22 protein-coding genes and 1 other annotated feature (1 of these 23 cut by a window edge) are annotated in these 22,610 nt (G+C 45.3%); of the genes, 5 read left to right on the top strand and 17 right to left on the bottom strand.

The genetic code is table 11. The features are described from left to right. The 3 genes from bshB1 to AC1U9Z_RS00595 form a co-directional block, all read right to left on the bottom strand. A complete protein-coding gene (gene bshB1 / locus AC1U9Z_RS00605; RefSeq protein ID WP_479955340.1) occupies positions 1-705 on the bottom strand; it encodes a bacillithiol biosynthesis deacetylase BshB1 in 705 nt (234 codons plus the stop codon). Positions 706-911: 206 nt separating this feature from the next. Next, positions 912-2,525, bottom strand: a complete 1,614-nt coding sequence (locus AC1U9Z_RS00600; RefSeq protein ID WP_479955189.1) for a glycoside hydrolase family 57 protein — start codon at positions 2,523-2,525, stop codon at positions 912-914. A gap of 14 nt (positions 2,526-2,539) precedes the next feature. Next, a complete protein-coding gene (locus tag AC1U9Z_RS00595; RefSeq protein WP_479955187.1) occupies positions 2,540-3,235 on the bottom strand; it encodes a DUF4912 domain-containing protein in 696 nt (231 codons plus the stop codon). 193 nt (positions 3,236-3,428) lie between these two features. Here AC1U9Z_RS00595 and AC1U9Z_RS00590 point away from each other — a divergent pair, with 193 nt between their 5' ends. Beyond that, the gene (locus AC1U9Z_RS00590) at positions 3,429-4,106 is read left to right on the top strand and encodes a CPBP family intramembrane glutamic endopeptidase (protein WP_479955185.1); all 678 of its coding nucleotides are present in this window, start codon (positions 3,429-3,431) and stop codon (positions 4,104-4,106) included. A gap of 36 nt (positions 4,107-4,142) precedes the next feature. On the opposite strand, the gene AC1U9Z_RS00585 is transcribed toward AC1U9Z_RS00590, so the two are convergent. Together AC1U9Z_RS00585 and AC1U9Z_RS00580 are read right to left on the bottom strand one after the other, a co-directional pair. Further along, positions 4,143-4,742 carry a LysO family transporter gene (locus AC1U9Z_RS00585; RefSeq protein ID WP_479955183.1) on the bottom strand — a complete coding sequence of 200 codons (600 nt, stop codon included), beginning with the start codon at positions 4,740-4,742 and terminating at the stop codon, positions 4,143-4,145. Positions 4,743-4,746: 4 nt separating this feature from the next. Next, positions 4,747-5,043 carry a LysO family transporter gene (locus AC1U9Z_RS00580; protein WP_479955181.1) on the bottom strand — a complete coding sequence of 99 codons (297 nt, stop codon included), beginning with the start codon at positions 5,041-5,043 and terminating at the stop codon, positions 4,747-4,749. A 91-nt stretch (positions 5,044-5,134) separates the two neighbouring features. Here AC1U9Z_RS00580 and AC1U9Z_RS00575 point away from each other — a divergent pair, with 91 nt between their 5' ends. From AC1U9Z_RS00575 to trmL, 3 genes are read left to right on the top strand one after another with little or no spacing between them, the layout of a single operon-like run. After that, positions 5,135-5,557, top strand: coding sequence for a CoA-binding protein (locus AC1U9Z_RS00575; protein WP_479955179.1), 423 nt, complete (start codon positions 5,135-5,137; stop codon positions 5,555-5,557). Further along, positions 5,547-6,197: an endonuclease III gene (nth, locus tag AC1U9Z_RS00570; protein WP_479955177.1), complete on the top strand. Its 651-nt coding sequence runs from the start codon at positions 5,547-5,549 to the stop codon at positions 6,195-6,197. Before AC1U9Z_RS00575 ends, nth begins: the two co-directional genes overlap by 11 nt. Then, positions 6,182-6,640: a tRNA (uridine(34)/cytosine(34)/5-carboxymethylaminomethyluridine(34)-2'-O)-methyltransferase TrmL gene (gene trmL / locus AC1U9Z_RS00565; protein WP_479955175.1), complete on the top strand. Its 459-nt coding sequence runs from the start codon at positions 6,182-6,184 to the stop codon at positions 6,638-6,640. The genes nth and trmL overlap by 16 nt, the downstream gene beginning before the upstream one ends. A gap of 54 nt (positions 6,641-6,694) precedes the next feature. Here trmL and AC1U9Z_RS00560 read toward each other — a convergent pair whose 3' ends face one another. The 10 genes from AC1U9Z_RS00560 to gatC form a co-directional block, all read right to left on the bottom strand. Next, positions 6,695-7,891: an alanyl-tRNA editing protein gene (locus AC1U9Z_RS00560; RefSeq protein ID WP_479955173.1), complete on the bottom strand. Its 1,197-nt coding sequence runs from the start codon at positions 7,889-7,891 to the stop codon at positions 6,695-6,697. Between the two features lie 146 nt (positions 7,892-8,037). After that, on the bottom strand, positions 8,038-10,506 hold the full coding sequence (locus AC1U9Z_RS00555) for a sugar phosphate nucleotidyltransferase (protein ID WP_479955171.1): 2,469 nt from the start codon (positions 10,504-10,506) through the stop codon (positions 8,038-8,040). A 26-nt stretch (positions 10,507-10,532) separates the two neighbouring features. After that, positions 10,533-11,753: a glycosyltransferase family 4 protein gene (locus AC1U9Z_RS00550; RefSeq protein ID WP_479955169.1), complete on the bottom strand. Its 1,221-nt coding sequence runs from the start codon at positions 11,751-11,753 to the stop codon at positions 10,533-10,535. Between the two features lie 179 nt (positions 11,754-11,932). Then, entirely contained in the window at positions 11,933-12,322 is a 390-nt protein-coding gene (locus AC1U9Z_RS00545; protein ID WP_479955167.1) for a carbohydrate-binding protein, read from the bottom strand. A 250-nt stretch (positions 12,323-12,572) separates the two neighbouring features. Next, positions 12,573-13,073 (bottom strand): 3-isopropylmalate dehydratase small subunit, encoded by a 501-nt coding sequence (locus tag AC1U9Z_RS00540; RefSeq protein ID WP_479955165.1) that lies wholly within the window; start codon positions 13,071-13,073, stop codon positions 12,573-12,575. A 9-nt stretch (positions 13,074-13,082) separates the two neighbouring features. Beyond that, positions 13,083-14,339 carry a 3-isopropylmalate dehydratase large subunit gene (locus AC1U9Z_RS00535; protein WP_479955163.1) on the bottom strand — a complete coding sequence of 419 codons (1,257 nt, stop codon included), beginning with the start codon at positions 14,337-14,339 and terminating at the stop codon, positions 13,083-13,085. Between the two features lies 1 nt (position 14,340). Further along, complete coding sequence (gene nifV, locus AC1U9Z_RS00530) at positions 14,341-15,474, bottom strand: homocitrate synthase (RefSeq protein WP_479955162.1); 1,134 nt, start codon at positions 15,472-15,474, stop codon at positions 14,341-14,343. A gap of 266 nt (positions 15,475-15,740) precedes the next feature. Beyond that, positions 15,741-17,183: an Asp-tRNA(Asn)/Glu-tRNA(Gln) amidotransferase subunit GatB gene (gene gatB / locus AC1U9Z_RS00525; RefSeq protein ID WP_479955160.1), complete on the bottom strand. Its 1,443-nt coding sequence runs from the start codon at positions 17,181-17,183 to the stop codon at positions 15,741-15,743. Positions 17,184-17,187: 4 nt separating this feature from the next. Then, positions 17,188-18,651, bottom strand: a complete 1,464-nt coding sequence (gene gatA / locus AC1U9Z_RS00520) for an Asp-tRNA(Asn)/Glu-tRNA(Gln) amidotransferase subunit GatA (protein ID WP_479955158.1) — start codon at positions 18,649-18,651, stop codon at positions 17,188-17,190. A gap of 18 nt (positions 18,652-18,669) precedes the next feature. Beyond that, positions 18,670-18,951 carry an Asp-tRNA(Asn)/Glu-tRNA(Gln) amidotransferase subunit GatC gene (gene gatC, locus AC1U9Z_RS00515; RefSeq protein WP_333530140.1) on the bottom strand — a complete coding sequence of 94 codons (282 nt, stop codon included), beginning with the start codon at positions 18,949-18,951 and terminating at the stop codon, positions 18,670-18,672. A gap of 170 nt (positions 18,952-19,121) precedes the next feature. On the opposite strand from gatC, the gene AC1U9Z_RS00510 reads away from it, so the two are divergent. Continuing rightward, the gene (locus AC1U9Z_RS00510; RefSeq protein WP_479955155.1) at positions 19,122-19,568 is read left to right on the top strand and encodes a RidA family protein; all 447 of its coding nucleotides are present in this window, start codon (positions 19,122-19,124) and stop codon (positions 19,566-19,568) included. Between the two features lie 181 nt (positions 19,569-19,749). Here the strand turns inward: AC1U9Z_RS00510 and AC1U9Z_RS00505 are convergent, their stop codons facing one another. Both AC1U9Z_RS00505 and AC1U9Z_RS00500 read right to left on the bottom strand, forming a co-directional pair. Continuing rightward, on the bottom strand, positions 19,750-21,129 hold the full coding sequence (locus AC1U9Z_RS00505) for an S-layer homology domain-containing protein (protein WP_479955153.1): 1,380 nt from the start codon (positions 21,127-21,129) through the stop codon (positions 19,750-19,752). Next, a complete protein-coding gene (locus AC1U9Z_RS00500; RefSeq protein WP_479955338.1) occupies positions 21,026-22,294 on the bottom strand; it encodes an outer membrane protein assembly factor BamB family protein in 1,269 nt (422 codons plus the stop codon). Before AC1U9Z_RS00500 ends, AC1U9Z_RS00505 begins: the two co-directional genes overlap by 104 nt. A gap of 221 nt (positions 22,295-22,515) precedes the next feature. Next, positions 22,516-22,610, top strand: a binding site (T-box leader) (it continues 155 nt past the right edge of the window).

The raw sequence follows: 22,610 nt of genomic DNA, 5'->3' as shown, positions 1-22,610 counted from the left end.
CTACACCCCCATTAAGAGAGAAGGATCCTTCACTGCCAAAGGAGCGGTTGTAATAAATCCTTCACCATACATACATCCTGTTTGTGCACCATAAAAGCGATCTCTGCTTTCAATTATGGAAAGCAGACTCCCAGGACCAGTATTTAAAAAGGTCTGTTGCTGCTCCATATCTTTGCCAAATTGTGTTTGGTGTGCCTTAATGGCAGCTCTTTTTATCTCATAAAAGGGGCTAACATCCACAACAAACTGTGGTTCCACTGCCTTGGACAAAAAATAATGCCAAATATATTTAGCACGATGGGGTGGTAAATGCGGGGCAATCCTTTTTAACCCTGCATCAAAATTAGCCTCAGCCGTTAATTTTGCAGCATTTACATGATCAGGGTGTCGATCCTCCCAATAGGGACAAATAATTAATTGGGGTTTGCTCTCACGAATTAATGTCACCAATGCTTGAACGTTCTCTTTTATCAAGGCAATATCCCGATCGGGCAAACCTAAACATTTGCGCCATACGGCACCCAGCGTCAGGGCCGCCCTTTGTGCCTCTTGGCGGCGCTGCTCTACCGTTCCATTCGTTGACATTTCACCCGCAGCAAGATCAACAATCCCTACCCTGATTCCCTGGTGAACAAACCTTGCCACTAAACCCCCCGCCCCCACCTCGACATCGTCTGGGTGTGCCCCAATTGCTAATACATCGATCTCTATCGTTCACCAACTCCCTTTGCCTAAAGTTATTCGGTAGTTAGTTAAAAATTCCTTGCATCTAGAAATAATAACCCGGCTGATTTCCGTGCTGTAAGTGGCACCAAGGACAAGCAATTAAATGTCATTCTGAGCAATAGCAAAGGATCTTGGGTATACCCTTTGCTACCGCTCAATGACAAAGACGGATGGTTAAACGCAGGTTAACAAATAGCCGCTTGCTGCTGATAATTCCTGCTTCGCCAGGAACGGTAATCAATATCCGGGAAAATATTGTTTTGCCACTCCAGGTGAGCTACAAAGCCTTCATCAATCCGGCAGTATTTTATTTCATTATAGAGCCTTAAAAAATTCGCTAAATGCTGTTTTGTTCTGCGTATGGCGTAAGAAACCATGGTGCCAGTGGAAATGATAAAGGCCCAGTCACTGCTTTGTGCCAATAAAAGCTCCCTCGCCGCCTGGTTTAAAGCCCGTCGCAAATTTCCTTCGGCCTGTGGAAACATGTCGGCCAATTCTGTCATGCGATCCGCCGCCATGTGCAGGTGGCGATAAATCCAATGATTTTTTTCATTTAACCATACTTCGTTATAACCAGCATTACCCCAGGTGGATTGACAGGGTATGGTTACTTGATTACTGGTATGCTGGCGCAGGTAATCGGATGGGGTAATTAATTTAACCGTAGGGTTACCGGCCATCTTTCGGATCAAGAATTCCAGCCAACTGGGTCCTTCAAACCACCAGTGACCAAATAACTCTGCATCATAGGGTGCCACGATGATTGGCTGTCGTTCCATCAAAGAGGCTAGATGCTCAATTTGCTTCTCCCTGTTAAAAAGAAAGTTTCCTGCATGTATTTCTGCCTTCCGCATAGCCCAATCAGGGTAATAGGGCTGTTTGTCAGCCAGATCTACCCTGCCTGTAATACGGTGGTACTTCAGGCCGGTATGAGTCCTTATCCCATCCGGGTGAATGTATTCCTTTATATAATCAAAATCAAGATCATAGCCAATATCACGGTAAAATTCACGGTAATCCGCATCGCCGGGATAACCCTCATCCGAACTCCAAACCTGTTTGGAACTTTCAATATCCCTGGCAAAGGCCGCAACCCCGGTGGGACAAAAAATTGGTGCAAAATTGCCAAAGCGGGGACGGTGATAGGCATATAATAATCCATGGCTATCCGTAAAAAAATATTTCAGTCCATACTCCTTTAAATGCTCATCCACGCCAGGACTATAACCACATTCCGGTAACCAAATGCCTTCCGGTGCACGACCCAAATGTTTTTTGTGTAAATTAACCGCCGTTTCAATTTGGGCCCTGACAGCTTCTCGATTCGTCATCATAATCGGTAAGAACCCATGGGTGGCAGCACAAGTAGTAATTTCCAAATGCCCATTTTCTTGTAACTGCCTAAAGGCATTCATCAAATTACAATTATTTTCATGAACAAAAATATCATAGGCCCGTTGGAACCTTCTCTTATACATTAAAGCTGCACTGTGAAAGGGTGTACCATCGGTACGGGCTTCTTCTTTTTGGGCCAGTTCCATTAATTTATTAAGATGCCGAATATATCGTTCCTGTAATAATGGGTCCGTAAACATCGATAACAACGGTGGCGAAATAGAAAAAGTTAAACGAAAGGGTATATTTTCATAGGATAGTCTATTAAACACATCGACCATAGGAATATAGGTTTCCGTTAAGGCTTCATAAAACCAATTTTCCTCCAGGTATTTTTCGCTTTCCGGATGTCTTACATAGGGTAAATGTGCATGCAATACGATTGACAAGTAACCCTTTGCCAAGGAACAAACCCCCTTTAAGAATTATTATGTTTTTTTGAACTACACTCTGGGGAGTCAATTCCCATATCAGTCAGCATAGTCGAGCTAAAACCATAGAGGCTGCGTTTATTATAAAGTTCATCAATCCCCACCCACTGCTCATCCGTACGTTCCGAAATCGATGCCCGAGGCATTGACACTGTGTTGGAAGTCAGCAATTTAATATATCTGCCGTCGGCTAATACCCGTCCTAACTCAAGGAAAAAGCTGTGTTCCGGCTGACCAACCTCCACAAACCAGTTATCCGCAAAGGGATCCGGGCTAATCTCCTGCCAACTGCAAGGATCATCCTTTGTCGTGCCAGTAATGTCATAAACCCGAAGCACTTGTTTGGAGGTTTGCCAGGCTTCTTCCCCATACAAATGGATAAACTCCTTTATTTTTCCGTTGCTTACCTCCCAGTAGGAATATAACCAATTGGGATCCTTGGCCACTGCCACCAAGCGATTGACACCATAATAATGGGGTATAAATGGATCTTCTTCGATATGAGATACCGACTTAGCTGATTTTATAGGGGAAATCTCCTGGGCAAATTCTTCCTCCCGATTTCTTTTCGGTAACTCAGGTTTTTTCAGGACATCGGCAGTTTTGTCGAATCGAGGTAGTAAGAAAAAAACCAATGCTGCCAATGCTAGGAGTACGGGGAACGAAATCCAAAAATTGTCCATTTTCTTTACCCTCCTTGGCAAAATATTACATGCAAACTTTAACCCCTTTTATACTAAAAAGGACGGATTGAGGAAATTTTAAACCTAAAGCGAGACTTCACTTAGTATTGCCCAGCAAATTTGCCTTTATAATTTTTCATCACTGGTTATAAATGACTGATTATGATAAAGATTGCCTTACTGGGGGTTTTTTATGTTAGATAAAAATAATTTTAAACATATTTGGGGCATAACCGATGTAATATGGGTATTTGTTTTTCGCATAGCCCTGGTCTACTTGTTTGCTAAGTTCGTACTGCCTCTTGTGCCGGGGATTTCACCCCGGCTGGTGGAAATTTTGGATCGGCTGATTTTGATCAGCCTTACTCTTTATTTTGTATCCAGGAAAAGCAGTATTGCTAAGCTTGGACTACATTTTAGGGATTTAGGCAGACAGGTTGTTTTTGGGGTTATGGGAGGGGTTCTGCTTTTTATATTAGCCGAAGGCAGCCAGCGTGCTCTGGTTGCTTTTTTGGCTGCAGATATCGGTACAAATCCTTTGGTAAAAGCCACTGCTGACGCCAAAAGGCCACTGGATTTACTTTGGCCACTCTTTATCGGAGGTATTTTGGTACCCTTTGCCGAGGAGATCTATTATCGTGGCATGGCCTTGCAAGCCTTTGCCAAACGCTGGGGTTGGCTGTTTGGTATCGTCATCAGTGCTCTCTTCTTTTCCTTCGCTCATTTAAGCGGCATTTGGTTTGTCCAAATAGCCGCGGTGGGAGCCGGTCTAGCCGCAATATATTATATCACCGGCTCCCTCTTGCCCGGCATCATAGCACACGGTCTGGTCAACAGTGCCCGGCTGATTATGGTATACCTTGGCGGTTAAAGTGCTGGCAACACACCTGTTGATGTGTTATTATCTCTAGGAGAGATTAATCAAAAACGGTACGAGCAGAGGAACCAGGGCAGTTAATATGGAGCCGTTAATAAATGCAATGATGGCCATATCTGAGCCAGTGGCTTTGGTAATCAATGGCAAGGTGGTATCCATGGTGGTTGCACCACCGGGAGCCACTGCTGAAAGTCTGCCAATATGCCGGGCCACCAAGGGCACAGTAATAAAGGTTAGTAATTCACGGGCCACATTGGTAATAAACGCTAAGGTTCCCGTTTCCACATTATAGATCTCTGTTAGTAAAACACCCGATAAGGTGTACCAGCCAAAACCTGCACCGATGGCAGAAGCCTCATTGAATGGCAATCCTATGAACAGGCCGGTGATAGAGGCCCCGGCAAGACTTCCCGCAGCCACCAGAAGGGGTAACAATAATACGCGCCAGCCCATATTCCACAGCCTAATCCAGACTTCCTTCTGACGGCCAATGTCAATACCAATGGCAAAAAGCAATAGGTAAAGGGCGGTTGTGGTAACCCCACCCATGTGTTGTACATATTGTTCTGGTATTATCCAATTTCCCAGGGCTATGCCCAGCACCACAGCACCCAGTATAATCCAGGTCATGGTATTACTCACTTCCTTCACGATTCTGACAACGCAATTGACGGTTGATCTGGTTTTCTGCCAAACGAACAAAGAAAACACTGCCGATGATGCTGCCTAGTGCTAAAAGCAGTGCTTGATATCCCATCCGACCCAAATCGGCTAGTAATTTATCATTGGCACCCAACTGAGCACCCATGGCCAATAGCATGATAATAAGACAAAGGGTTGTAAATTTGCCAATTGTCTTTGAGCCGAGAGCCAATATATTTAAGTGCCCCACAAGTACACCCAGAGCCACCGCAATTAGTACTGGAACCAATATCATCACCCCCTGTCTAAAATAACAAACAATAATACTTTAGCACGCCAGGAAAATCCTGGTCAATCATTTATCTAAAGGAGGAACATCCATGTATCAAAACCCCAGCGATGAAAAAATTAAGGAACTATTAACCCAGTGTAAAACCATTGCCGTGGTTGGTCTCTCGGACAAGCCCCACCGGGATAGCTATAAGGTAGCCCAATACCTGCAGCAGCATGGTTATCGGATCATCCCTGTACACCCAAGAATAACCGAGGTTCTGGGCGAAAAGGCTTATAAAACCCTAGCGGATATTCCTTACCAGGTGGACATGGTCAATGTATTTAGAAAGAGTGAAGATACCCCCCCGGTGGTAGAGGAAGCTCTCCCCTTAAAACCCAAGGCTATTTGGCTTCAACTAGGTATCTCGAATGATGCTGCGGCACAGCTAGCCACCGCTGCCGGGCTAGAATTTATTCAAAACCTATGCATTAAGGTTGATCATTGCAGGCTTTTTCCCGATGACAAATAGGGTAGAACAAATCCTTGGCCGTTTGGCCAATACCTATCCCAATGCCGGCACAGACTTAACATATAACACACCCTTTGAATTGCTGGTTGCGGTAATCCTATCCGCCCAAAGCACAGATGCCCAGGTAAATAAAATCACTGCAAAACTTTTTGAAAGGTACAATACGCCGGAAGCCATCGCTGCCTTAACACCGGATGAACTGGCAGAACATATTAAGGGTTGTGGACTCTTTCGAAACAAAAGTAAATTTCTTGTGGCAACCAGCCGCCTACTGGTGGAACATTACCACGGAGAAATTCCTCAAAGTCGTGATGAATTAGAAAAACTGCCCGGTGTGGGCAGAAAAACAGCAAATGTCGTTTTAGGAGTCGCCTTTGGACATCATACCTTTCCGGTGGATACCCATGTTCAACGCTTGGCCCATCGCCTGGGTCTTGCCTCTGGTAAAACACCGGAACAAGTTGAAAAAGAATTATGCGGGAAAATACCGCCCGAATTGTGGCAACCCTGCCACCACTGGCTAATTCAACACGGCAGAAAGGTTTGTGATGCCCGCAAACCCCGCTGCTGCCAATGCTCTTTAGTTGATCTTTGCCCAACGGCTCCTAAGAAAGAGGAGATTTCATGCACATCGTTTTAGTAGAGCCGGAAATTCCAGCTAATACCGGCAACATTGCCCGTACCTGCTCGGTCACTGGTGCCAGCCTGCACCTAGTGGAACCCCTGGGTTTTTCCACCGATGATCGTTATTTAAAAAGAGCAGGTTTAGACTACTGGCATCTACTGGACCTACATTATCACAAAAGCTTTGCCGCCCTACAGCAGCAATATCCTGAGGGACGCTTCTGGTATTTTACCACCAAAGGCGGCAGACCTTATCACCAGGCATCCTTTGGAGAAAATGATTTTCTTGTCTTTGGCAAAGAAACTGCCGGGCTGCCCAAGGAGCTTTTAGCCGCTAACCCGGACCATTGCTTAAGAATCCCCATGTTAGGGGAGGTACGGTCTTTAAATTTATCGAACTCCGTAGCCATCGCCATCTTCGAAGCCCTCAGACAGCATAACTTTCCGAACATGACATAATGCCACCCTGTTGGGTGGCATTTTAGCTTTTGGTTGTTGGCTTTAAACGAAGGACTAACGGTTAAGGGCTAACTTCACCTTTTCCAGTGGCAATTCCTGGGCCTTTCCTTGAACCAGCTCAGCATTGCCGCCGCCTTTACCTTTGAGAATCGGCCATAGTTCCGTTGCTAAGGTATCCATGGCAGTTGTTACCTCCTGGCCCCTGGCAAGTACAACATCAAAGGGTCCGGTTCCACCCAAAAGTACAGCTACTTGTTTAGGCTGATTGCACCAGGCGGCAGCGATGCCACGCAGCAGCTCCATATCTCCTTCGGAAAAATACTTCAGCAAAATCCTTGTCTCACCTGTAAAAAATGCCTCCGATGCTAATTCCTCTGCCATATATCGATACTTTAGGCCTAGCAGTTCCTTGCGTTCCTTCTGGAGTTTCTTAAGTTCCGCCTCTCTCTTTGCCAATCTTCCAATGGCTTCACTGCCAGAAGCACCGATGACCTTCTCCAATTGTTGTAACTCTGCCAAAGTTTTGCCCATCCAGGTAATCGTTCTTGCGCCACAGATAAAGTATAACCTTACATTACCCCTAATTCGTTCGGTTTTTAAAATTTTGCATGGGCCAACTTCACCTGTACTCCTGGGATGAGTGCCACAACAGGCGTTTTCATCAATACCCGATATGATGACCAAGCGAACTTCGCTTTGACCCATCGGAAGTTTCTTTATTAAATCCTTACTAAGCTCCTCCCGCTGAAAACACTCTGTTTTTACCGGAATATTTTCCATAATAATTCGATTAACCTCAAGCTCTACCGCTTGGAGAACCTCCGGTGAAATATCTCCCACTGCCAAGTCGATGGTGGAAATCTCACTTCCTAAATGAAAGCCCACGGTTTCCCAATGGTAATCACGTTCAAAAACAGCGGATAGAATATGCTGGCCATGATGCTGCTGCATATGATCCCGACGCATTTCTGCATCTACGGTCATTAAAACCTCCGCCCCTACAACAGGTATGATATCCCCTGCAATCCAGTGAACAATCCCCTCCGGCCTTTGCTCCACATAGATTACCTCATGGGAAGTACGGCGGGCAACACAAACCAGGTTTCCCCGATCGGAGGGTTGGCCGCCGCCCTCCGGGTAAAAGATGGTTTCTTCAAATAAGATACCGGTCTTTCCTTCTTCTTCGATAAACCCCTTAACACAAGTTCTATATTGCAGCAGGTAGGGATCCTCCTGATATATTCCTGTCAAAGCTATCATCCCCTCTCCAGGATTGTGAACTATTGAACATACCTTTCGACAAAGTTTTGAAAATTCCTTGTTATCGCATTGTCAACTTTATTACATGTAATAAGAAATGCGGCAGTGAGAACACCTCACAGCCGCATTATTCCAGTCTAGTTTGCAACGATTTGCCTGATCTTATGGGTATAGAAATGAGTTAATTCTTCTGCAATTTCCATTGATTCCCCTTCGGTAAATATTCTACAGAGGGGTTCTTCTGGATCAGGCAAGACAAGAGCCCAACCATTCGTATGATATACTTTAACCCCATCCAATAGCTCCATTTCATTGGCTTGCTCTTCGATGATGCTCCGAATAACCCTTCCTTTGGCTTCCCAGGGAACCTCCACCTCTTTTTGATTTAAGAAAAAGCTTGGTATTTCTTTAATTAGTTCCTCCAAGGAAATACCTTCCTTGGCACAAAACTCAAGTATCTTGAGCAAGGCTAATAGGGCATCAAAATTCATTAAATAATGTTGCGCTGTCTCATTATTTAGCATTTGATGATTCATGATCTTATTCAGAAAGTCCTGCTGTGAGGTTTTTGTACGAACAACACTGCCCTGGTACCTATGAGCCAGTTCATCAATCGCTTTGGGTGCCGTTACGGGCACAATAACAGGCCCGGCATTTTCTTTTAAAATAATCAGCGAAATGAGGGCGGTTAGCATCTCATCACTGATCACATTACCCAAGCCATCCAGCAGAATTAGCCTATCGCCATTGGGATCAATAACAGCCCCGGCAACGCCACCTTTATTCTGCACGGCTGTGGCCAAGTCTTGCAAATAATTCTCATACCAGTACCAATTCCTCGGTTCCTGCGGGGTCTGATCTACCTCCAGATTATCTAAGGTTATGCCTAAAGAAGCAAGTGTGCCAGCCACAAAGGGATCTAAACTATGCCGATCGTATAATAAAACCACAGGTTGGCCAATCTTCTTAAAGGCCTCGGTATGAATACCCCCAAGCAAATGCTCCATGTAGGAGTCTGACACTTGAGGTATGGTGATAGGAGGTAAAATCCTTTGTACCTCTACTCTACGTACATCTTCCCTAGCCAAGGTGTTTTCGATCTTCCGTTCCTGGCCCCTGGATATGTTGCCGCCCCTTTCATTGGTAAAAAGCAGATTGATCTTATCCACCCACTTTGAACTAACCCTTACGTGAATACCTGCTTGACACTGGTTGCTCTGTACCGCATACCGATGCATGGGGGTCGTTCCTGTGTTAAAATCCACCACTTCAATACCAGTGGACTGTAGGCCACAGGCCAGTGCCTCTTTGATCATCTGGGAGACAGCATAACGATCACAGGATAACCCAATCCTGGTGCCAATTGGCATATTCGTACCAAAGGCCGCACCAACCCTGGTGGCAAATTCGGGAGTAATATCAATATTGGTTAGACCTGTGATTCCCTCCAGGCCAAAGAGACTTTTCGGCTTGGCGGTGCCCCAAACCAGGCTGCTTGCTACAGTTGCCCCTGCCTCCACCACCTTATCCGGCCAAAGCTTTACATCCGGCTTCAACAAGGCCCGTTCTTTAATAATGGAGCCACTGCCAATGACAGCACCTTCGTATACCGAAGCATTGGCATTTATTTTAACGCTGCTCCCCAGTACAGCACCTCTCAGGGCTGATCCATGGCCCAGGTAAACATTGTCCCAAAGGACACTTCTCTTTACCGTAGCCTGTTCACCCATGAGGCAATTGTTACCAATGACCGAATAGGTATCGATCAAAGCACCTGAATCAATTTTACAATTATCCCCGATTAGTATTGGCCCTTTAATTTTAGCACCGGGCTGGATTTGTGTGTTTTCTCCCACCCAAACCCCTGGTGCCAATTGTTGGCCCGGTATATTTATGGAAACCTTTCCGGTTAAACAATCTTGATGTGCCTGGACATATTGTTGCAGATTGCCAATATCACACCAATAGCCAGCTAAGGAAACGCCAAACAAGGGCTGTTTTTCTTTTAATAAAATAGGAAATAAATCTTTACTAAAGTCAAATTTTTGTCCCGGTTTGAAATAGTCAAGAACTTCCGGTTCTAAAATATAAATACCGGTATTAACCGTATCACTAAAAACCTCACCCCAACCGGGTTTTTCTAAAAATTGTGTAATCCTGGCTTCTTTGTCTGTGATGACTACACCATATTCCAGTGGGATAGCCACTGGTGTTAAGACCAATGTGGCAATGGCACCTTTTTTTCGGTGAAACGCGATGGCTTTACTTAGGTCCAAATCCGTTAAGGCATCCCCACTGATCACCACAAAGGTTTCATCGAGAAATTCCTGGGCATTTTTAACACTGCCAGCCGTTCCCAGTGGCACTTCCTCCACGTAATAACGCATAAACACATCAAACTCTGAGCCCTTACCAAAATAACCTTTGATGGCCTCGGGCAGATATTGTAAGGTTACTCCGATTTCGGATATGCCATGCTTTTTTAATAACTCAATGATATGTTCCATCATCGGGCGATTACATACCGGCATCATGGGTTTGGGCAGACCACATGTCAAAGGCCTTAGCCTTGTACCTTCGCCACCCGCCATAATAATAGCCTTCAAAGAAATCACTCCATTGTCTCGTGTATTTATTGCCTTACAACCTGGCCATATATTTTAGTACGGTTAAATATTTTCCAAGGAGCCCCTTGGTCAGCATCTTTAACCTTCCGGTATTCCTCTAAGGTTTGCCGGGCAATGGTCTGCCAGTTGTATTTCTCAAGAACATCACGGTAAGCTATTTTTTTCATTTGCTGGGCCGAGTTGTTATCCAATAAACAATGCAAAATACTGTCCGCCAATGAATTGGCATTGCCAGTATAGGACTTCATGCCATTAATCCCGTGTTGGATAATTTCCCCCAGACCACCATTGTCCGATACCACCACCGTTGTTTGGGCTGCCATTGCTTCCAGGGCCACAATGCCAAAGGGTTCATAAAGGCTGGGAAAAACCGCCACGTCTGCAAAATGATATAAACTATTACGGGTCATATCATCCACATAACCTGTGAAATATACCTTATTGAAAACACCCATTTCCGCAGCTTTATTTCTTAAGTTCCCTTCAAAGGGCCCTTTACCGGCTATCACAAATTTTGTATCGGGGTGGTAATGTAATATTTTAGGAATCGCTTCGATTAATATTTGGACTCCCTTTTCAGGCACCAACCGTCCCACATAATAAACAATTTTCTCTTGGGGATTTGCATAGGAACTTCGTTTTATGGAGCTTTGAGGGTTGTATTGAAACCCCTTTGGCTCAACCCCATTGGGTATAACATTTAATTTGTCCTCTGGAAGCTGAAAAATATGATAAAGCTGTCCCCGCATGTATTGACTGCAGCATATTACTCGCCAGGATTCATAGGTTAACCACCATTCAATATCACTAATGTGTCTTTGCAGATCATTGTGTAGTCCGTTATTTCGACCCCACTCCGTGGCATGGATGGTAGCAATCAAGGGGATTTTATAGGAATGTTTACATACCTTTGCAGCATAGGCCACTAACCAATCATGGGCATGGATAATATCAATCTGATCCAATTCCTGAAACAATGAAGTGGCTTTTTCAATCATGGCCATATTCAATTGCATGACCCAGGTAATGAAGTCAGTAGAAGATACCTTAAAGGGGTTTACCCGGTAAACATGCACGCCGTTCACTTCTTCATAGGCTGGTGTATCAGGGTTGCCACGGGTTATTAAATGAATCTCCTGCTGCTGTTTTGCCATGGCACTCGTTAGATCATAGACATGCTGAGCCAACCCACCAACACTTAAGGGCGGGTACTCCCAAGAAAACATAACTACCCTCAATCTTTCACACACCCTTCGACAAATTAATAGTAGCTAGTATTTACCATTCGGACAGTTTTTATGACCTGACGGTAAAAGATTTGCGATCATCGATCCGTTTTTCAACAACCGACGGCTCACTATACATTCTTAAAAACCCCTACCGATTTTTCGGTAGGGGTTTTTTATTAATGGCAGTTCATGGTACCATTGTGAACCTGGAAAGCCCAGTTCTTACCAAAGTTATTATCCCAGTTCATAGCATTGTCGTGGAAACAAAAACTAAACTGGGTATGCGTATCTGGCATGGTCAAGGTTTTGACAAAACCATAACCGGTTTTCGCCATTCTGTGATCATGAACGGCATTCCATTGATTGCTGTTGCCAAAACCACAGTGCAGGTATACCTCCTGGGCACCTTCCTTGGCTAACAACCCATCGTAAAATACCAATATATCTTGTCCAGCAGTAATGGGTGTGGGATCCACCACCACACCTTGGGGGAATTGGGCTTCATGCATTTCCTTTAACCGATAGGCACCCATGGATGGTTCTCCAAAATTAGTTCTATTTGACATTAAAACACCTCCTCATTTACATTGGAAATCATCATTATTATCTGAAAACCCATCCATCTTTATTGGAGGTAATTATTATGACTTTGGGCAAAACCATCCATTTTTTTAAAGACACAAGGGGACGGTTCTGTTGTGCACCGTTTAGTATGGTGCACAACAGAACCGTCCCCTTGTGTCTTTTTGAAAAAAACAAAACCACCCAAGGGTGGTTTTGTTCTACTTTCAAACTTTCCAGCTTTCCAATTCTCTACTAATCAAAATTAAACCCGCCATATTTACGAAAATGAGGTGCCAATCCACCATCGTTAAGAATTTTGATCATAACATTTGGTAATGGCTTTACGGCAATTTCAATATCCTTGGTCCGGTTAGTGATGGTGCCCTGGGTCAGGTCGACATCCAATACGTCACCTGGGTCAATTAGATCTGTGTCGCATTCCAGTACGGGTAAACCGGTGTTAATGGCATTGCGGTAAAAAATTCGAGCAAAGGATTTAGCTAAAACTGCACTGATATTGGCATGTTTAATGGCCAAGGGTGCTTGTTCCCTGGAGGAACCGCAACCAAAGTTGCTGCCGGCAACGATAAAATCACCGGCAGTAACTTTATTGTAAAAATCGGGATCTAAATCCTCCATGACATGCTTTGCCAATTCATTCATATCGAGGGTCTTAAATTTATATTTACCGGAGATGATATAGTCGGTATTGACATCGTTGCCAAACTTATGGCTTTTTCCTTGAAATTTCATCGGCTTCACCTACTTTACAAAGTCTCTGGGATCACTAATAACACCGGTCAATGCCGATGCTGCCACCGCAGCCGGGGAAGCAAGATAAATTTCGGCATTACTGTTACCCATACGTCCCTTGAAATTGCGGTTAGCCGTAGATATGACAGTTTCACCGTCCGAAGGAACACCATTATGGGTGCCTACACAGGGACCACAACCAGGTGTCACTACCGCTGCACCGGCTTCTACCAGTCGCTGAATGACGCCTTCTTCCATAGCTTCCAGGTAAATCTTACGGGAAGCGGGTGCCACAATAAATCGAACATCCGGATGAATCCTTTTGCCAGCTAAAATTGAGGCAGCAATCCGCAAATCTTCCAAGCGTCCGTTGGTACAGGTTCCTAAGACCGCCTGTTGAATCGGTTTTCCCTTTACTTCAGACAAGGGTGCTACATGATCTACCCGATGGGGTTTAGCCACCTGAGGCTCCAGGTTGGAAACATCAAACTCCAGTACTTTATAGTAGTTGGCATCTTCATCTGCGGAAACCGCTGTAAACTCTTGATCACTATGAAGTTTAAGCCAATTATAGGTTTTTTCATCGGCTTCCATCAAACCCGCTTTGGCTCCCATTTCAATGGCCATATTGGCCACTGTAAAACGTCCTTCCATGGATAGGGCAGCAATGGCCTCGCCAGTGTATTCCGCCGCCATGTAGGTGCAGCCATCGGCAGTGACTTGACCGATTAAGTAAAGAATCAAATCCTTGGCATAGACTCCCTTGGGCAGTACACCATGGCAGACAAATTTGATTGTTTCAGGAACCTTAAACCACATTTTACCAGAAACCAACCCACCAGACAGATCGGTGGAGCCAACTCCGGTGGAAAAGGCATTTAAAGCCCCATAAGTGCAGGTATGACTATCTGCGCCGATAACCAGACTGCCCGGACCAACCTTACCGCTTTCAGGAATTAGCTGGTGGCAAACACCTTCACCGATATCATAAAGGCGGCAGCCCTTTTGCTTGGCAAATTTCCGCATAATCGTATGCAGGGCAGAAACCCCTTCTAAGGGGCTGGGTGAACTATGATCTATGACCAAAGCAACCTTTTCCGGATCGAACAGTTCCTTCCCATCCATATTTTCATAGGCCCGGATAGCCAGTGGGGAAGTACCATCCTGCCCCATGACGAAGTCAACCTGGGCTACTACGATGTCATTGGCCTGGCAATCTTGGCCACTGTGGGAAGATAGTATCTTCTCAATGATTGTTTTGCCCAAATTAATCCCTCTTTCCAAAATGATCTTCGTATATATAAACCAGTTCCTTATCAAACAAGGTACGTTTTAACGATACAGCAGCAGAACGTATCTTGGGTAATAATTCCTCGGCCTGTTCCTTGGAAAGGTCAATGCCGTACTCAGCAAATTTCATTCTTAAAGAAGCACTGCCAGAGTGCTTGCCAATGACGATTTGACGTTCCAGACCCACTTCTTCAGGTTGGAAAGCCTCGTAGGTTTTGGGGTTTTTGATCGCACCGTCGGCATGAATACCAGACTCGTGGGCAAACATATTCGAACCTACAATGGCCTTGCTGCAGTGCAGCTCACGACCAGAAGCCATGGCAACATATTCGGCTACTTCACGTAACATCTCGGTCTTAAAATTTAAGTCGATGTCATAGAGGTGCTTAAGGGCCATAACTACTTCTTCCAAAGGCGAGTTGCCAGCCCTTTCGCCCAAACCGGTAATCGTTACACCCACCCAATTGGCACCGGCCTTGACACCTGCAAAGGCATTGGCTGTGGCCATACCAAAATCATTGTGGGTATGCATCTCAACTTCAATATCCACTGCTTCTTTTAATTTTCTGATATTATCATAGGTAGTAAAGGGCTCTAAAATACCCACTGTGTCACAATAGCGAAGTCTATCTGCACCAGCCTGTTTGGCAGCCTTAGCAAATTCAATTAAAAAGTTCATATCACTACGGGAGGCATCCTCTGCGTTAACAGATATATATACCCCTTCTTTTTTGGCAAACTCTGTGGCCCGAACCATGTGCTCAAGCACCCATTCACGGCTGGTTTTTAGTTTATGTTTAATGTGAATATCCGAGGTAGAAATCGAGATAGCCAAAGCATCCACACCACAGGCCAAGGAATCTTCGATATCCTTGATCACTGGTCGGTTCCACCCCATAATGCTGGCCTTTAGACCCAGCTTGCAAATTTGTTTAATGGCCTCTTGTTCATCCCCACCCATGGTTGGAATGCCCGCTTCAATCTGGTCAACACCCAGCTCATCAAGAAATTTCGCTATGCGTATTTTTTCCTTGTTTGCAAACACCACGCCAGCGGTTTGTTCGCCATCACGCAGTGTAGTATCGACTATCCATATTTTTCTTTTATCCATTTAAGAAACACCTCCAGCTCCAAGTCAAACTATGTTGTTAATCTTATCATAAATGACACGATTATGGGTATTCAGAAGTGGCATTTATACTGTATACATTCAAATTTTCTGTTTATAGGTATATTCTGCTTTTTTTTAAATTTTCCTCTTCATTTCTTCTATTTTTGCCTCGTGATTATGTTTTGTTTTTTAATCACTTTATTTGTACAGTTTCTTTATGTTGTTCCGTTTTTTAGACAGTGGATTTAATTTGGTTTGTAATTCTTCTACGATAGTTTTTCAAGAAGAATTCGATTAACCAGTTCGGGATTCGCTTTACCCCTGGTGGCCTTCATGACTTGCCCCACCAGGAAACCAATGGCTTGGGTCTTACCCGCTTGATAATCCTGTACAGATTTAGGGTTGGCAGCGATAACTTCTGCCACCACAGAGGCAATGGCACCTGCATCGGAAATTTGCACCAGACCCTTTTCTTTGACAATAACTGCCGGGTCCTTGCCGGAGTTGAACATTTCTTCAAAAACAGTTTTAGCGATTTTGCCGCTAATGGTTCCTTGGTCCATAAGTTTTAACATTTCAGCCAACCTGGCTGGTTTTATTTTGCATTGGGTGATATCGATGCCGCTGGCATTCAAAAGACGGCTTAGATCCCCCATCAGCCAGTTGCTAATAACCTTTGGCTGATCATCGTATTTGATTACCTCTTCAAAGTAGTCAGACATTTCTTTGGTTAAGGTGAGGACAGAGGCATCATATTCCGGCAGCCCATATTCCTGCATATAGCGTGTGCGACGCTGGTCAGGAAGTTCCGGCAAGGATTCACGAATAAAGTCAATCCACTGATGATCCAGCACCAAGGGTACCAGATCGGGGTCAGGAAAATAACGGTAGTCATGGGCCTGCTCCTTACTGCGCATGGAAATGGTAATACCCTTGGCCTCATCCCAGGTACGGGTTTCCTGAATAACCTTGCCCCCGGAATTTAATGCTTTAATTTGCCTTTCTACTTCAAATTCCAGGGCCCTTTGCAAGGCCCGAAAAGAATTGAGGTTTTTTATTTCTGCCTTTGTGCCAAATTCCCTTTGGCCCACTGGACGAACCGAGACGTTGACGTCACAGCGCAGGCTGCCCTCTTCCATACGGCAATCGGACACCCCGGTGTATTGAATAATGGCCTTCAGTTTTTCCACATAGGCCCGGGCTTCCTCCGAAGATCTCAGGTCCGGTTCAGAAACGATTTCAATGAGGGGCACACCGGTACGGTTGTAATCCACCAGGGAGTAGGGTGTGGTTACAATATTACCCTGGTGCACCAGTTTGCCGGCATCCTCTTCCAGATGCAAGCGGGTAATGCCAATACGTTTTTCCCGGTCGCCCACCTTGATATCCAAGTAGCCATGCTCGGCAATGGGCAGATCATACTGGGAGATCTGATAGTTTTTTGGCAGGTCCGGGTAATAGTAATTCTTGCGGTCAAATTTAGAAAAGCTGGCCACTTGGCAATTTAAAGCCAAAGCTGCCCTAACCGCATATTCCACAACCTTTTTATTGAGGACCGGCAGCGTTCCAGGCAGGCCTAAACACACCGGGCAAGCATGATGGTTGGGCTCACCGCCAAATTCGGTGGTGGAGTTGCAAAAAATCTTAGTGTTCGTTTTTAGTTCAACATGTACTTCAATGCCAATAACGGTTTCATAGGTCTTAGTCAATGGCTTATCCCCCTATAACTGGCCGGAGCCTAGTATAATCAGAGTTTTGCTCCAAGGTGTAGGCAATCCTTAACAGGGTTCCTTCAGCAAAGGCTTTCCCCATCAGTTGCAGGCCCACAGGTAAATCATTGGCTAAACCACAGGGAAGGGAAAGGGCTGGAATACCTGCCAAGTTCACGGGTATGGTGCAAACATCCTGTAAATACATTTGAATCGGGTCATTAACCATAGCTCCTATTTTAAAAGCCGTGCTGGGAGATGTGGGTGATAGCAAGGCATCGTATTTGGTAAAGGCCTGATCAAAGTCTTGTTTGATCAAGGTTCGTACCTTTAAAGCCTTGAGGTAGTAGGCATCGTAATAACCAGCGGAAAGGGAATAGGTACCCAACATAATCCGACGTTTTACCTCATCACCAAAACCCTGGCTGCGGCTGCGCATAAACATGTCCACCAGGTCGTGGGCATCTTTCACCCGATAGCCGTAACGCACCCCATCGTAGCGGGCTAGATTTGAGCTGGCCTCAGCGGTGGCAATTAGGTAATAGGCTGGCATGGCGTAATCTGTATGGGGCAGACTGGTTTCCTCCACAAAGGCACCCAATTCGGTTAGCTTTTCAATGGCTGCATTAATCCTTTCCTTCACCGGATGGTCAATGCCATCCGCCATGTATTCCCGGGGTACACCAATTTTCATCCCTTTAATATCATTTATTAGATACTGCGTATAATCCGGTTGCTTGATATTGGCAGAGGTACTGTCCATGGGGTCATGGCCACAGATCACATTCAGCACCTGGGCCATATCGGTGACATCCCGGGTAAAGGGTCCGATTTGATCCAGTGAAGAGGCATAGGCTACCAATCCATAGCGAGATACACCGCCGTAGGTGGGTTTCATGCCTACCACACCACAAAAGGCCGCCGGCTGCCGGATGGAACCACCGGTATCAGACCCCAAGGAAACAATGGCCTCCCCCGCAGCCACAGCGGCGGCCGAACCACCGCTGGAACCACCGGGAACCCTGTCAATATCCCAGGGGTTGTGCGTTAAATGAAAGCCGGAGTTTTCGGTGGAGGAACCCATGGCAAATTCGTCCAGGTTGGTTTTCCCCACCAGCACCATATCTGCTGCCTGGACCCTTTGCACCGAGGTGGCTGAGTAGGGGGGGATGAAATCTTGCAGTATTTTGGAAGCACAGGTGGTACGAACACCCTCGGTACACAGGTTGTCTTTGATGGCAATGGGGATTCCTGCCAGGGGGCCAATTGGTTCCCCGGCGGCAATTTTCTTGTCCACCTGCCGGGCCTTTGCTTCGGCCTGATCCCTGGTCAGGGTAAGATAGGATTTTACTTTATCTTCAACCTGTTCAATACGATTAAAAACAACCTCGGTTATATCCAAGGCGGAAATGTCTTTTTTTAATAACATTTGTTGAAGTTGGTGAGCGGTGAGTTGAAAGAGCTCCAAATATCTCCCTCCTATTTCTTAAACAATTTTGGGTACCTTAAAGAAGTTTTCTTCCTTGTCCGGGGCATTGGCCAGGGCTTCTTTGGGGTCAATATGTTGGCCAATTTTGTCTTCCCTAAAGACATTTTGCAGGGGGAGAACGTGGGCGGTAGGAGGCACATGATCGGTATTCAGTTCCTGTAATGCCTTGGCAGCATCTAGGATTTTATTTAATTGCCGGGTGTACAGCTCTTTTTCTTCTTCCTCTAATGCCAGCCGGGCCAGCAAAGCCACATGCTCAACATCTTTTTTACTAATCAATCAAGAACACTTCCTTTGCTCAAAACTGTTAAGTATTATACCAAGTTTTTCAAATAAAACGCAATATAACCATAAATTTGAAATCTTTTAAATTTAAAATTAGCTGTTATAATATTGGAATTGGGGTAATCTATTTTTAGGTTTTATATTTTTTTAAAGGAGGCATGCTTATGCACGAGAAAAAGGTTATTCGTACTGACAAAGCCCCGGCTGCCATTGGCCCTTACTCCCAGGCCATTTCTTTTGGCCCTTTTATCTTTACATCCGGCCAAATCCCCTTTGACCCTGCCACTGGTAATCTGGTTGCTGGTGACATTCAGGCTCAGACTCGTCGTAGCCTGGAAAACGTCAAGGCTATTTTGGAGGCCGCCGGTGCCCGTATGGATCAAGTGGTGAAAACCACTGTGTTTATCAAGGATATGAATGATTTTGAAAAAATCAATGAGATCTACGCTGAGTACTTCCCCAATCCCTCTCCTGCCCGCTCCCTGGTGCAAGTTGCCCGTCTACCCAGGGATGTTGGAGTAGAAATTGAAGTAATTGCTGCACCAGGCCATGGACATGGCCATGGCCACGCCTCAAGCGGCGACGGCGGTTGTGGCTGCGGTGGAAAATAGGCTGAACAAAGGACATGCCGTATGCATGTCCTTGTTTTTAGCTGTTAGCGATTAGCCAACGAGTCGTTTTTCACTTAGGAAGGATACCACTTTAGAATTGCCAGGTGCTATCGTTATCCCCGTTGGTGCAATATTCGCCACCTTTACCCACCATGCTTCCGCCGTTCTTTGTATCTTTTAGTTAATCCACCCGCTCCAGTACCTGAATCTCCAGCACCCTTTCATAGAAAGGTTCGCCGATATAAAGGATTTTCACCTTGTCCTTCTCATCGGGATCTCCGGCATCCTCTCCCTCTTTGTTAACGATGCGCCCGGCATCCCAACTGTAAAAGTGATCCGGTACATATTTTTTGCTGCTGCCACTTTTCTTTTTCACCAGATACAGTGCCCGGTTGATACGGTCAATTTCACCGCTAATATTCTTTACCTCCAAGATGGTTAAGGACTTTACCGTACCGCCGGAAGTAAGACCCAGCTTTAAGAATTGACCGGGCTTAAGTTTTGTCAGCAGGTCTTTGCTGGTTTTGCTTTTAGATTTTTCATCACTGATTTCTGCATCCCAGGCCACAGGAAAATCTACTTCCTCATTCAATAAATCCTTCACCGTGAGAAGCAGCGGTTCCCCTGCCGCCTGCCGCAGATAACTGCCATATACTTCCCTTTGTACCGGGGAGAAATTCCTTCGGTCAATCAGTTCCACATAGGCCAGCTTTCTTTTGTTATCCAAAATACCCTCCAGCCGATAATTGATACAATCCTTTAATTGTATCGGGTGTCCCTGCCAGTAGACTTTGCAGTTGGCATTAACAGAGATTTTTTGCGTACCTTTAAGGGAGTTAAGCTGGACAACTAACCCATTCTTATCCTCCGTAACATCAGCAATCCAACCGCTGGCCTTTCTTTTGGCATCCAGGTAAAGCCAGCCCTGTTCATAAAACTTACTGAGAATGGCTGCCAACTCACCCCGGGTCACCTGATCTTTAATGCGAAAGGTTCCGTCCGGGTAACCGGACATAATTTTTAGCTGACTCAGGGCCTGCACCGCAGGCATATATTCCTTTGGTATATTGGCATGATCTGTAAAGGCAATCGTTTTTTCGGGTACCTCAAGGTACAACACCTTGGCCAGCAAAAAAGCCAATTCTCCCCGGCTGATGGGTTCATCGTACCGTAAATTATTTAACATGGCAGCAGGGAGAAAATTTTGCTGCAGGGCAAAATCAACATAATTTTGCTGGGCTGGCACCAGATAGGCACTGTCCGGATTATTTTTAGGCCGTTTCATTTTTTTAACCTGGGCTGCATAGCCGGCACCGTCCAAGCTGCTGGTGATGGCCTCAAGATAACTGATCGGTTGATTAGGACGAAAGGTGTTATCCTCGAAGCCGGACATCAGCCCTATGGCTGTTATTTTTTCAATGGTCGGCTTGGCCCAGTGCTGTTGGATATCTTTTAAATCAACAGCAGCAGCCTGACCCCCCTGTGCCCAAACCGCCGTGGGCTGAAGAAGACACCATGTCAATAGCAATAGGGCAGCTATATTCTTGAAAAAATCTTTCATCGTCCTTACCCCCAAAGGTATCAACAAATCGATACATCTTTCCTTTATCTGTGTAAACAAAGATACTGCCATCAGGCAACAGGCTGGGTGCTTTGGTAATGGTATCCTTTTCATCCTTGCCAGTATCAATCATGGCACCGCCACCCTTGGCCAGGGTTTGGCCAGTGGTTTTGTCGATCTCTTTTTCCCATAGCACACGACCGGCAAAGCCAACACAAAAAATTCTTCCATCGGTACTGCCTACATAAATACGTTTCTTCGCTGCATCCACAGCCGCACCCGAGGAAACATTAAGCAGCGGGAGGTCCCATTGCAATTCTCCCTTGTTGTTCAGACAATAAAGTTTGCCATTACCACAAAAGAACAGTAAATCATCCCCGGCCAAGCTAATATCTGTAAGGCTTTCTGTCCTAACGGCGTAAGACCAAAGCTCCTCACCATTCACCTTGTCATAACATCTTACTTTGGCCACTGAATTTCGCTCTAACTTCTCCGGATTCGTTACGGCATAAAGGGTGTCATCGGCCCCCAACTGCATTTTAATATCCTTGATACCACCCAGACTCCTTTGCCAACGTTTTTCACCCCGCTGATCAATGGCCTGTAGGGTAAAACTTCCTTGTTGATCCCCCAGACAAAGATAAACCGCCCGATCATCACCCAGTGCTGCCACCATATTTTTATCATCGGAATAACGCCACTGATAATTTTTCAGCGGTTCCAGGGCATAGAGACCATCGGCCAGCCCCAGAAATATTAGATCATTGGGCCCTTTGGCCACCACCCCACTGCTTTTTGTTCCCTTCGCTTTGGGCAGCAGACGGTAAAGCCAGGTAACATTACCATTGGGCCTCATTTGCTGAATACCATCCGTTCCAGTAACATAAATCGTTTGGTTTTGTATCAAAAGTGGTTCTGTAATTTTTCCTCCCACATCCATCTTTCTTTCCCAAAGCTTGGTGCCACGGTTCCAGTCATAGCATATGATTTTATTGCCCACCGGAGTATAAAGGAGACCATTATCCGTAATGGTAACATCCGCCGATAACTTCCCGGCCTTCTCCACCGTCCATTTCACTTCCCCATAGGGATAAAATCTACCCGCAGCCTCGGCATGATTAACAAATAAAAAAAGCATCAAAGTTAGCAACAATGCCCGTTTCATTAGTGTCACAGCATCAACCCCCATTCCTTTCATTTCTTGAACAAGCTAGCTATCTCCTTCCTCCATAGCAATTATTTTCCGCCTGGGCCAATAACCCCCTAAAGCAAAACAACGGAAAAAAGTCCTGCCATGGCCAAATAACTAACCGCTATCACTTGGTGGATAAAAATGCTATTGACGAACAAAATAAGTTATGTTAGTTTATTGATTAACAAGATACATCATCGACAATGATGGAGAAAAGTAGATCAGAGTCCAGCCTTCCAGGGAGAAGAAGTCGAGACTGGAAGCTTCTTCAAGGTATGGTTGATTGAAG

The sequence above is a fragment of the Desulfotomaculum sp. genome (genome assembly GCF_982386235.1).
Note: the sequence above shows the minus strand (reverse complement) of the source record. Positions and strands in the feature narration are given on the sequence as shown.